The organism is Sporocytophaga myxococcoides DSM 11118, from assembly GCF_000426725.1.
Lineage (GTDB): Bacteria > Bacteroidota > Bacteroidia > Cytophagales > Cytophagaceae > Sporocytophaga > Sporocytophaga myxococcoides.
In genome coordinates this window covers 276,902-289,124 of record NZ_KE384561.1, presented here as the reverse complement: position 1 = coordinate 289,124, position 12,223 = coordinate 276,902, and the positions used below count along the sequence as shown (strand labels likewise).

The 12,223-nt window shown below is 36.9% G+C and carries 6 protein-coding genes; 5 read left to right on the top strand and 1 reads right to left on the bottom strand.

From position 1 onward, the window contains the following. Positions 1-200 precede the first annotated feature (200 nt). Positions 201-977: a T9SS type A sorting domain-containing protein gene (locus tag K350_RS0125200; protein WP_245598698.1), complete on the top strand. Its 777-nt coding sequence runs from the start codon at positions 201-203 to the stop codon at positions 975-977. 353 nt (positions 978-1,330) lie between these two features. On the opposite strand, the gene K350_RS0125195 is transcribed toward K350_RS0125200, so the two are convergent. Then, on the bottom strand, positions 1,331-3,520 hold the full coding sequence (locus tag K350_RS0125195) for a glutamine synthetase III family protein (RefSeq protein ID WP_028982281.1): 2,190 nt from the start codon (positions 3,518-3,520) through the stop codon (positions 1,331-1,333). Between the two features lie 316 nt (positions 3,521-3,836). Here K350_RS0125195 and K350_RS0125190 point away from each other — a divergent pair, with 316 nt between their 5' ends. The 4 genes from K350_RS0125190 to K350_RS0125175 all read left to right on the top strand — a co-directional run bounded on the left by K350_RS0125190 (position 3,837) and on the right by K350_RS0125175 (position 12,219). After that, positions 3,837-5,672: an LTA synthase family protein gene (locus K350_RS0125190; protein ID WP_051313677.1), complete on the top strand. Its 1,836-nt coding sequence runs from the start codon at positions 3,837-3,839 to the stop codon at positions 5,670-5,672. A gap of 13 nt (positions 5,673-5,685) precedes the next feature. After that, the gene (mtaB, locus tag K350_RS0125185) at positions 5,686-7,008 is read left to right on the top strand and encodes a tRNA (N(6)-L-threonylcarbamoyladenosine(37)-C(2))-methylthiotransferase MtaB (protein ID WP_028982279.1); all 1,323 of its coding nucleotides are present in this window, start codon (positions 5,686-5,688) and stop codon (positions 7,006-7,008) included. Positions 7,009-7,354: 346 nt separating this feature from the next. Next, on the top strand, positions 7,355-7,723 hold the full coding sequence (locus tag K350_RS0125180) for a VOC family protein (RefSeq protein ID WP_028982278.1): 369 nt from the start codon (positions 7,355-7,357) through the stop codon (positions 7,721-7,723). Between the two features lie 128 nt (positions 7,724-7,851). Continuing rightward, positions 7,852-12,219, top strand: a complete 4,368-nt coding sequence (locus tag K350_RS0125175; RefSeq protein WP_028982277.1) for a hypothetical protein — start codon at positions 7,852-7,854, stop codon at positions 12,217-12,219. The last annotated feature ends 4 nt before the right edge of the window (positions 12,220-12,223 follow it).

Here is a 12,223-nt window from a genome sequence, read left to right as displayed (position 1 = left end):
GGCTAAGCAAATAGGTCCATTAATTTCTCAGGTAATTGAAAACTTTTTTTTAAAATTTTTGTCTAACAAAAGTGATAAAAATAATAAGTTTTGTTACTTGTAAAATTATTAAATAATGCGCATTTTTGTTTAGATTTGTATTTAATGGATAAGTTTAGCTTATACAAATTCTTTTGCTTATCAAGAACTGAATGAAATTTATGAAAACCAAATTTTTGTTATTGTCGCTGATTCTCTTTGTTACCGGAGCAAAGGCTGGGATTTTAACAGTTTCAGGCGTTTATCAGGGAAAAAATCTCTATGTGCAGAATCCTTTCACAGGGAACATGAAGGATTTTTGTACGAACGACGTTTTTGTGAACGATGTAAAAGTCATGTCTAATATTCAGTCTAGTGCTTACGAAATTGACCTTTCAAATTTAAAGTTGAATGATCCGGTTACCGTAAAAATTACTCACAAAGATGATTGTAAACCTAAAGTTCTTAATCCTCAAGTAATTAGGGCGTCTAGCAGCTTTCAGTTCAGTTCATTTAATATCGATCCGGAAAATATCATGTGGGCTACTAAAGGAGAAAAGCCAAGAGGTAAATTCTTTGTAGAGCATTTTATAAATAACAGCTGGGTTACCGTGAAAGAAATTTCAGGTAAAGAATCAGGAATGTTAAATAACTATGATATTAAATCTGCTCACCATTCAAAATTAAATAAATATAGAATCAAGTATCTTGAAAATGATGGTCAGGTGTTTTACTCTCAGGTTCTAGAGTTTAATTCTGATCTTGCTCCAATAACCTGGTATCCAAAAAGAGTTACAGATAAGATTTATCTTTCAAGAGAATCTGATTTCGAAGTACTAGATGCTTATGGCAATGTGGTGAGAAAAGGTGCTGGGAAAGAAATAAACATGGCTGACTTATCTTCAGGTGTTTATTATCTGAATGTTGATAATACAACTAATAAGGTTTTGAAAAAGTAAGCTTATAGAAAGCAATAAAAAAGAAGAGGCGACCTAATTCAGGTCGCCTCTTCTTTTTTATACTAATATTAAATCATCTTAAATTAATAAGATTTTTGATCAGCCGACAAGCTTATTCGGATTGAATCTAACTAGTTTAATTTCAATAATAAATTTTTATTTGTTGTCAAGTCGTTTTATTTGGATAATCTTAAAATTAATATTCAACACTTAAGTAAGAGAAATGAGAAAAGAAGGCCTATTTATTTGGAAGGGATGAAAAATATAATATCCCAGATGAAAATTAAGCGGAGAGATTTTGAAGAGGGATAAAAAAAACTCCGGAGCAATTTGCTCCGGAGTTTTTGTGAATATTATCTTAAGAATAACATTTCTCTGTATTTAACCAAAGGCCAATCTTCATCATCAACCAATAGCTCTAATTTGTCAACAGCGTATCTGATAGTCTCGAAATGACCTTTTACTTCGCTACCGTACATAATCGCTCTTTTTCTTGCTTCCTCTATATTATTAGCTTTCTTTCTAGCTTCAGTCATTTCCTCAACTTCTGTCTGGATTGTGCTGATATGTTTAGAAATTTCCTTGATAATATCGATTACAGGCTTAGACTCTTTTTCAAGACCAAGGTCTTTCAAGCCTTTCACGTTAGTGATAAGTTTGTTTTGGTAAGCGATAGCCGTTGGTATGATATGATTTAAAGCAAGGTCTCCAATTACACGGCCTTCAATCTGGATTTTCTTGATATAGTTCTCCAGCATGATTTCATGTCTTGCATGAACTTCACGCTCGTTCATTACATCATGTTTTGCAAATATTTTAACAGCTTTCTCTGTAGAGAAGAAATCAAGAGCTTCAGGAGTTGTTTTTACATTTGACAATCCTCTTTTCTCAGCCTCTTTTACCCACTCTTCAGAGTACCCGTTAGCTTCAAATCTGATCTTTTTAGAAGCAACAATGTAATCTCTCAATACATTGATGATGGCTACTTCTTTCTTAGTTCCTTTCTTAATTTGCTTGTCAACATCTTCTTTGAACTTAGTAAGTGTTTCAGCAACTATAGTATTAAGAACAGTCATAGGAAGAGCACTGTTCTGGCTTGAACCAACTGCTCTGAATTCAAATTTATTTCCTGTGAAGGCAAATGGAGAAGTTCTGTTTCTGTCAGTATTGTCCAAAAGGATTTCTGGAATCTTGTTGATTCCAAGTTTCATATAAACGTTATCACCTTTGTCAATCTTGATGTTACCATTTTTCTCTAATTCATCAAGCATTTCACCCAAAGTCTGCCCTACGAAAACAGACATAATTGCCGGAGGTGCCTCATTAGCGCCTAGTCTGTGGTCGTTACCTGCAGTTGCAATAGATGATCTTAATAAATCTGCGTAATCATGTACAGCCTTAATTACGTTCACAAAGAAAGTAAGGAAGATAAGATTCTCCTTTGGTTTGCTGGTAGGTCCAAGAAGGTTTTTACCAGTGTTGGTGCTTAATGCCCAGTTATTGTGTTTACCGCTTCCGTTAATTCCTGAGAATGGTTTCTCATGGAAAAGAACTTTCAGGTTATGTCTTTCTGCAACTTTCTGCATCACATCCATTAAAAGCTGGTTGTGGTCACAGGCAAGGTTACACTCTTCGTAAGTTGGAGCTACCTCGAACTGGCTTGGTGCCACTTCGTTGTGACGGGTTCTTACGGGAATACCAAGTTTTAATGCTTCGATTTCAAAATCGACCATAAAGTTGTTTACTCTTGGAGGAATTGATCCGAAGTAGTGATCTTCAAGCTGCTGACCTCTTGCTGGTGAATGACCGAATACAGATCTTCCAGCCATAATAAGGTCTGGACGGACCATATATAAAGCTTTGTCAATCAGAAAATATTCCTGCTCAGCGCCAAGGGTTGCAGTAACTTTAGTAATATCTTTATCAAAATAATCACAAACATCAACTGCAGCTTTGTCAATTGCAGCGAGTGATTTTAAAAGCGGAGTTTTATAATCAAGAGCCTCACCAGTATAAGATACAAAGATTGTAGGGATACAAAGGGTGTTGGTTCCTGAGGAGTTTGGCATTAAGAAAGCGGGAGAAGACGGATCCCAGGCTGTATAACCTCTGGCTTCAAAAGTATTTCTGATACCACCGTTTGGAAACGAAGATGCATCAGGCTCTTGCTGAACAAGTGCAGATCCTTTGAATTTTTCAATAGCCCTTCCATTTTCATCAGCTTCAAAAAAAGCATCGTGCTTTTCTGCAGTTGCGTCAGTCAAGGGTTGAAACCAGTGAGTGTAGTGGGTAGCACCTTTTTCGATTGCCCAGGCTTTCATTGAAGCTGCTACAGCATCTGCAGTAGGACCGTCAATTTTTTCGCCTTTTTCAATCGCTGTTATTACTTTTTTATGAACAGCATTTGATAATGTCTGTCTCATAGCTTCAGTGCCATAAACATTGGTGCCGTAATAGTCAGAAACCTTAATTGAAGGTACTGTTACTTTCACAGTTTCCCTGTTTCCTACAGTTTCAAGCGCCTTAAATCTTAAATAAGCCATATTAGGATTTTTGAATTTTGGTTTTGTGGTAAAAATATAAAATTTTTATTATTTGGTCGGTTTTTCTGGTATTTTTTTGTCGATTTGACCTAAAAACAGTTTTTTTTTGGAAAAATTCCATCAAAAATAAATGAGTTTTTCAAAAAAAATACATTTTTGTGAATATCTCCCTGCCATAATTGCTTCTCTGTCAGCTTTATCTTTTTAAAGGCCAGAGTATTAGTTTTTTAATATTTTTTCTAATTCTCATAACAAATTTTATGATTGAATTATTTTATCCTCAACTTTGTAATCTAATTTCAAATAATATTTAACTGTGAAAGCTAGAATTGAATATATTTTCAGATACCTGTTTTTCTGGGTAGCTTTTTTCCTTATTGCAAAGGTTTTATTCTTGATTTATCATTTTAAAACCTATTCGGAATTTGGTTTGATTAATAGTCTGAAAGTCCTTTTTTATGGACTTAGGCTTGATTTGTCTATTACGGCATATTTCTCAGTATTGCCTTTTCTGCTTATTGCTGTTTCTTCTTTTTTTCAAAATTTTAATCTTTTTAAAAAGATTATAAAAATATACACACTATTGTTGGCTTCCCTGGTGACTTTTCTCCATATAATAGATCTGGAGCTCTTTTCATTCTGGGGCTATCGTCTGGATGCGACCCCATTAAAATATATAAATACCCCGGGAGAAATGCTTGCTTCGGCAGGTGCTTCTCCTGTAAGTCTTCTATTGGGAATGCTGGCATTATTAATCTTTTCTTCTTTTTTTCTATTCCATTTAGTATTTAAAAATGTTGATACCAATAAGAAAAGTTATGGAGCAATCTTTCTGGTACTTCCTCTTACGGCATCTCTGATTATCCTTATAAGAGGTGGTTTACAACTTGCACCTATCAATCAAAGCGCAGTTTATTTCTCTACCAATAGTTTTCTAAATCAGGCGGCTGTTAATGTTCCATGGAACCTTACTCATTCGCTTCTTGAGAAAACTTACAGTACTAAAAACCCTTTTGTGTTTTTGAGTAAAGAAGATAGTGAGAATGTTGTCAATTCATTATATCAAAAAGAGAATAACCCCTCTATAAGGATTTTAAAAGAAGGGAAGAAAAATATCATTCTTATCATATGGGAGAGCTTTACTGCAAAGGCTTTGAATGATGTAGAAGGAAAGCAGATTACTCCAAGGTTTAAAGAGTTGATCAAAGAAGGGGTTTACTTTGATAATATTTATGCAAGCGGTGATAGAAGTGAAAAGGGAATCATCGCTTTGCTGAGCGGATATCCGGCACAGCCAACAACATCTATCATAACATTTCCCGGAAAGACGACCAAATTGTCAACCCTTCCATTACAATTTAAGAAGGATAAATACTATACTTCTTTTTATTATGGAGGAGAAATGGAGTTTGCGAATATCAAGTCCTACCTTTGTCACTGCGGTTTTGACAAGCTTACAGGGATTGAAGCATTTGATAAAAAAGAACAAAACTCCAAGTGGGGAGCGCATGATGAAGTAGTATTAAACAGAATGCTACATGATACAAAATCATTTAAAGAACCATTCTTTAATACTTTGTTTACATTAAGCAGTCATGAACCCTTTGAGATTCCCGACAAACCTCTTCTATCGCCTGATACCAGAGAAAGAATGTTTCTAAATTCTCTTCATTATACTGATGCAAGTATAGGAGCATTTATAGATGAAGCAAAGAAGCAGCCTTGGTGGGATAATACACTTATCATTATTACTGCTGATCACGGGCATGCTATGCCTGGAAATGATATCGCAACTCATCAACCTCAGGAATTCAAAATACCGATGCTTTGGTTGGGAGGTGCACTTGGGAAAAAAGATACAGTTATCACTCAGATGGGCTCTCAAACGGATCTTGCAAGCACACTTTTAACTCAGTTTGACAAAACTTCTGAAGGATTCCGCTTTAGCAGAGATTTGTTTTCCCCGTGTAAAAATCCATTTGCATACTACGCATTTAATAATGGATTTGGCCTTATGAATGACAGTTGTAAAGTGGTATATGATAATGTTTCCAATCAGCCTGTATTTAAAGAAGGAACAGGTGATACTCAGTCTATTAAAAATGGAAGGGCTTATTTGCAGGTTTCTTTTCAGGATTATCTGAATAAATAAGTAAATTTGCAAAATGAAAAAAGTAGCTTTTTATACCCTTGGCTGCAAATTAAACTTTTCTGAAACCTCTACCATTGGAAGGCTCTTTGAAATGAATGGCTTTCAAAAGGTTGAATTTCAGGAAAAAGCAGATGTATATGTCATTAATACATGTTCGGTGACCGAAAATGCGGATAAGAAATGCAAAAAGGTTGTAAAAGAAGCGCTTAAATATTCTCCTGATGCATTTATTGCAGTGATAGGCTGTTATGCCCAATTAAAGCCTAAAGAAATTTCTGAAATCCCCGGAGTTGATGCCGTATTGGGAGCTGCTGAAAAATTCAGATTGATTGAATTGCTTGGCACTTTTGAGAAAAAAGATAAAGGCGAGGTATTCGCTTCTGAAATAAAAGACGCAACTTCATTTAATCAGGCTTATTCTTATGGAGACAGGACAAGAACCTTTCTTAAAGTGCAGGATGGCTGCGATTACTCTTGTTCATTCTGTACTATTCCGCTCGCACGTGGGAATAGCAGAAGCGACACTATAGAAAATATTCTTGCAGGTGCACGTGAAATAGCAGCAACAGAAGTTAAGGAGGTTGTTCTTACAGGAGTAAATATTGGCGATTACGGAATTATTAATGGTGAAAAAGTCAATACTTTTTTTGATTTAGTTAAAGAACTGGATAATGTTGATGGAATTGAAAGAATAAGGATATCCAGTATTGAACCTAATTTGCTCACCAATGAAATCATTGACTTTGTATCTAGGTCAAATAGATTTGTACCTCATTTTCATATACCTCTTCAATCTGGAAGTAACAAAATGCTGAAACTGATGAGAAGAAGATATCAAAGAGAATTGTATAAGGAAAGGGTTGAAGCTATAAAAGCTGTGATGCCTGATTGTTGTATCGGTGTTGATGTTATTGTCGGATTTAATGGCGAAACACATGAAGATTTTCTTGATACCTATAATTTTCTAAATGAACTTGATGTTTCCTATTTGCATGTATTTACCTATAGCGAAAGAGCCAATACCCATGCTGTGAAAATGGCAGGTAAAGTACCAATGGCTGAAAGAAATGAGCGTTCCAAAATGCTGAGAAGCCTTTCAGAAAAGAAAAGACGCAAGTTTTATGAAGAGCAGTTATCAAAAACAAAGACAGTACTTTTTGAAGCGGATGAAGAAAATGGTATGATGTTCGGGTTTACTGAAAACTATGTTAAAGTTACAGCCAAATATGACCCGGTACTTGTAAATGAAATGAAAAAGATAAGGCTTACTGGAATTAATAGTGAAGGGATAGCTGAAATTGAAGAGGCAGAAACTGAACAATTGATTCATAAATAAAACTAAAAGCTGAAGGACACTTCAGCTTTTAGTTTTTTATCTATTTTGTATTGATATTTTTTGCGGTTAAAGCGGAAGCTCCGGTAATATTTTTTGCAACAGCTCTTTGATTAGCTTATGCAGCAAAGAAATAAGATTCAAAGATTGAAGAAAATATCTAAACTATAAATGCTGCAACTGCTTTGTTAACTCTCATCTATGAGGGCTTGAGTTCAAAGATTAAATTTAAGTAAATCCCTATTTAAAATCAGATAAATTTTTTAAAAATAATCCTGCCTTCATCGGAATAATTGTATAAAATTTATTATTGTTGAGGTATACTTACTTAACCTGTCCAATTCAACTTATGAACATTCCGCAGAATTATCTTCCTGTTATGCCTTACCTTATTTTGAAAGAGTCTAAGGCTTTTATGGGTTTTACTAAAATTGTTTTTGGTGCAAAGGAACAATTGATTGTTCCGGGAAAAAAAGATACAATTATGCACGGCGAACTAAAGATTCATGACGCCGTAATCATGTTTGCACAAGCAGGGGAGACCTGGACGGAAAAAACTGCTGGTATGTATATCTACGTGACAGATGTAAACAACGTATATCAGAAGGCTTTGGAAAACGGAGCCACAGCACTGATGGCTCCAGAAAAGAAAGAATATGGATATTCAGGCGGATTTGAAGATCCTTTTGGAAACCATTGGTGGATTGTAGAAGGCTGATCTGAATTTTTCATTAAGCCAAAGCTTCTTTTTTGATGTTTTCTGGCAAAATAGGATCTAACTTATTACATTTAAGGAGAATATTCTGTTTAAATGTTCCATTTTTAATTCAACCATATTTTTGATTCTTGGCAAAGAAAGTTAAAATACCGGTAAAAGAAGATACCCGACAAAATTCCACCCAATATGGATATCAGGGCAATGTCAGGAATCAATATGGATATAGTCCTGCTGATGTTGATTTCTATGATCATAAAGATGTCGTAGAAAAAAAAGATAGCAGACAATCTCAGGTTGTAGATGATTCTCATGAAGAGAAATTATATCGGTTATTATTCAGGATATCAAAAAAACTGAAAGAGGAGGAAGAGAAAGCGGCGGCATCCTCAACAAAAGAACCGGAGATTAAAGCACCTCAAACACCTGCAGCTTCAGATCCAGATCCACAATCAGCCGCCAGTCCTGATTCAAAGACATCAGCAGAGCCGGATGGAAGGGAATCAGTAGTACCTATTTCAGCTTTAAGTCCTAAAAAGACTGAGGCCAAAGATCTTGAAGAACCTCAAAATACAGCCAGTCCTGCCAACGGTTCCAGAGATAGTGTAACTGCTCCTCCAGCTACCGCTGAGGCAGCAGCTGGAGCCAATGCAAAGGCAGAAACGCCAACAAACAAGGAAAAGGCTGCTGTTCCAAATTCAAATACCTCGGAGGAAACCAAATCTGAAGAGAGCGAATCAGCGGAAAGCAAATCAGAAGAAAGCGATTCAGAGGAAAAGGCTGATGTTGCAGAACAGCCTGAACATGCTCAGTCCGCAACTCCTTCGGATAATAATGCAGATAATTCAGGAAAGGCACAAGAGCTACCTGCTCTTGCAGGTGCAGAGAGTAAGGCAAGCACTGCTTCTGTTGAAGAGAAGTCAGCACCAGCAGAAGATCTTCCGGAGCCAGAGAAAAAAGCAGCAAGTGGTGGTGGAAGCGGAGGAAGAATTATCGATATGGCTGATGCCTCTATGGATGGAGGACCTGAGCGGGTTGAACAAGAAAATACTGCTCTTGATAAAAAAGAAAAGACCCATCTGGAAGCTCATTCCAAAGCTAAGGCAGCTCAGGCGGGCTCGAAGATAGGAGGCTTAAGCACTAATCAGAAAAAGAAAGAAGATGCTACAACCAAGCTGGATAAGACCAAAGGTGCTGTTGTAGAAAAAACATCAGAGAAAGAAGCAGAGGTCAATGCCGGACAGGTAGGTAAAGTTGCCGAAGCCGAAGCTCCTGAAGTAAATAAAGACGAAGCAAAGTCTACGCTCAATCAATCCTTACAGGCATCTTTGCCTCAAAAGGTAGAAGATGTAGATAATTTCAAAGACAATCGTGTAGCATCAAAAATAGGGGATAAGGTAAAAGCAGCGATTGATGCCAAAGCAGGTGAAGTGACAGGAACCTTTGAAGTACTAGATAAGACTCCCAAGCCTGATGAGCCTCGCAAATCTGTTCCTTTTGCAGACATAGAACAAGCTCCTGCAACTCCTGAGATCAATGCAGGAAATAATCTTATACCTAAAGTAGATGAAAAGTCTATAGATCTTAACTCTTATCTTACCGAGTCTGATAACCTCCTGAAAAAAGAAGGTATCAAACAGGAACACCTGGATTTGGTTGATTCCGGTGATCTTTTTGAAGCCAAAAAGATTCAGAAAGATATAGATAAAAAAGCCAAAGAAGAGCCTGGTAATTTACGTGCGGAGGAGAAAGAACTGCACGGTAAAAATGAGGCAGAGCTTCAGAAGAAAGAAGCTGACGAAAAAGGCAAAATGGAAAAGGAGCGTGCGGCCGGCTTAGGCAGCGCACGTGGAAGTCAGGTTGGAACGAAGGGAAGTCTGGAAGACAAGAAGAAAGAGGTTACCGACCACATCAACAAGATTTATGAAGATGTAAACAAACAGGTTCAGGATAAACTCACCAAACTCAAGACCGATTCGCTTGCAGCCTTTGACAGAGAGGAAGCAGCTGCTTCTTCTGCATTTGAGAACAATGTCAATACCAAGATGGATAAGTTCAAAGATGAACGTTATTCAGGTGTGGGTGGTAAGTTCAATAAAGTGCGTGACTGGTTCCTTGGAATAGATGATCTTCCTGAAGTAAAGCAAATATTTGAAGAAGAAAAAGCAATCTATATTACCAGGATAGATGGAGCAATTTCTAAAATAATAAACGACAGCCAGAAAGTAATTGACGAATGTAAAACATTAATTGCCAATGCAAGGAAAGAGATTGAGGAATATGTAAAAGGCCTTAGTCCCGCTCTGCAGAAGATAGGAGAAGAGGCTGAAAAGGAAATCAAGAAAAAACTTGATGAGCTTGATGAGAAAGTAAACAAAGCTGCGGAGGAGCTTAAAGAAGAACTTGCCAAGAAACGTGCTGAAGCCATAGCCAATATTGACAAGAAGATCGAAAAGATGAAAGAGGAAATGTCTGGTTTCCTTTCTAAAATGGGCGATCTTTTAGTGGATGCAGCACTTAAATTTTTTAAATGGGCCCTTGAAACTGCAGGCCACAGTGCAGATGAGATCATGGGCATCATTAACAAGGGGAAAGCTGTTCTTACTGCTGTAGTAAGTGATCCTATACAGTTCCTTAAAAACCTTGCTGCTGCTGTTGGTGGTGGTGTTAAGAACTTCGGAGCAAATATCATGAAGCACCTTGGTGAAGGCTTCATGAACTGGCTTACCGGTCAGCTTAACTCCCTTCCGATACAGTTACCGGAAAGATTCGACCTGAAAGGGATTGTATCATTGACTCTTCAGGTACTAGGTCTTACTTATGCAAGCCTTAGAAGCAAGCTTAGCAACAAGGTTGGAGAAGACAAAGTGCAGATGGCTGAGACAGGTGTCGAAATGATGATGGAAGTGAAAGAGAAAGGTCCTATTGCAATGTACGACATGATGGCTGATAAGGCAGACTCTATCAAAAACGAATTCATTGAAGGCGCCAAAGAGTGGGCTATCACCAATATGATCAAGCAAGGTCTAATCAGACTTGCGACGATGATTAACCCTGCCGGAGCTATTGTTCAGGCTGTGTTGGGGATCTACAATGGAGTTATTTTCCTTGTCAATAACTGGGACAGAATACTTGCCTTCGTAAACTCTGTCTTCGACTCTATTGCAGCGATTGCCAGCGGTGCTATTTCACAGGCATCAGCGTTTGTCGAGAAGACAATGGCTCAGACCATTCCTCTGATTCTTGACTTCATTGCACAACAGCTAAACCTTAGTGGTATTGCTGAAAGAATTACGAAGATCATTCATAGGATAAGGAAGCCGATAGATCAGGTGATAGATAAGGTTATCGACTTTATTACGAATAAGGTTAAGAAGATAGCAGGAAAGCTGTTAGGCAAGGATAAAGACAAGGCAAAAGATAAGGACAAGCATAAAGAGAAAACAGAAGATACGAAGAAGGATTTTGAGAAGGATAAGGGAGATGATAAGACGACTGATGTTGATAGGAAGGAGCATGAAAAATATGTAAATGAAATAGCTACAAGATTAAGTGGAAAAGCCAAGTCTAAAGATCTTCAGGAAGCTTATAATGAAAAATTAAGTCTGGCTAAAAGTTTAGAAACTGAGTATGGAGCAAGACTAAAGTCGGGTCTAAAAGTTACAATAAATTTTGAAACATTTGATAAAGTTCAAAGCGACAGTAATATTAAGTTTAAAATAACGATAGCTCCTAACACAACTAATCGAGACGGGGAAATAGCATTATTTAAAGGCAATCATGTACAGCTGGAGGGGGGATTTGAGAATTTAGAAAGTTTTGAAGGTCAAACTGTATTTGCAAGTAAAAAGAATGGTGATCCCATGAAGGTTCACCTCTTTACTAATCATGGAGCAAATGGTGACCTTGAAAAGAGATTAAGAGAGGAAGTTGTTCAGGCTGCAGAGGACTTAAGATTAAATAGAATTAAAAACCTGACAGACAACCTGGAAAAAGAAAAAAATAGATTAATTAAATTAAATAAGTCCAAAACGCCGGATCCTACCAAGGAGGCAGAAATTAATTTGAATATTTCAAATATAGAAGGGCTTCTCATAGATTTAAAAGGACGATTTGTAAATTTAACAGGAGACTACGACCTATTAAGACAATTTTTAAATGACCCTGCAGCAGGGAGTGGTGGGAAGGACATAATGCAAAAAATAACTGTTTCTAAATTTAAAGATAATGCTAAATTTAAGGAAGTAATGTCTACGGCATTAAAAACTGATGCAACTAAAATAGATACAGAGTTGGCGGCTGATACTGTTCCTTTAGGTCAGAGATGTGTAATTGAAGTCAATATAGACAAGATAGGAACATTTGTCGAAGGTTTGACACTTGGGCCAGGAGCAACTTACATAAATGCTACTAAAACATTTACTAAAATCGTGATGGTATTAAGAAAGTCAAGTGTCGATCCTCCTTTGTTTAGAATTGAAACTGCTTATCCTAATTAAGATA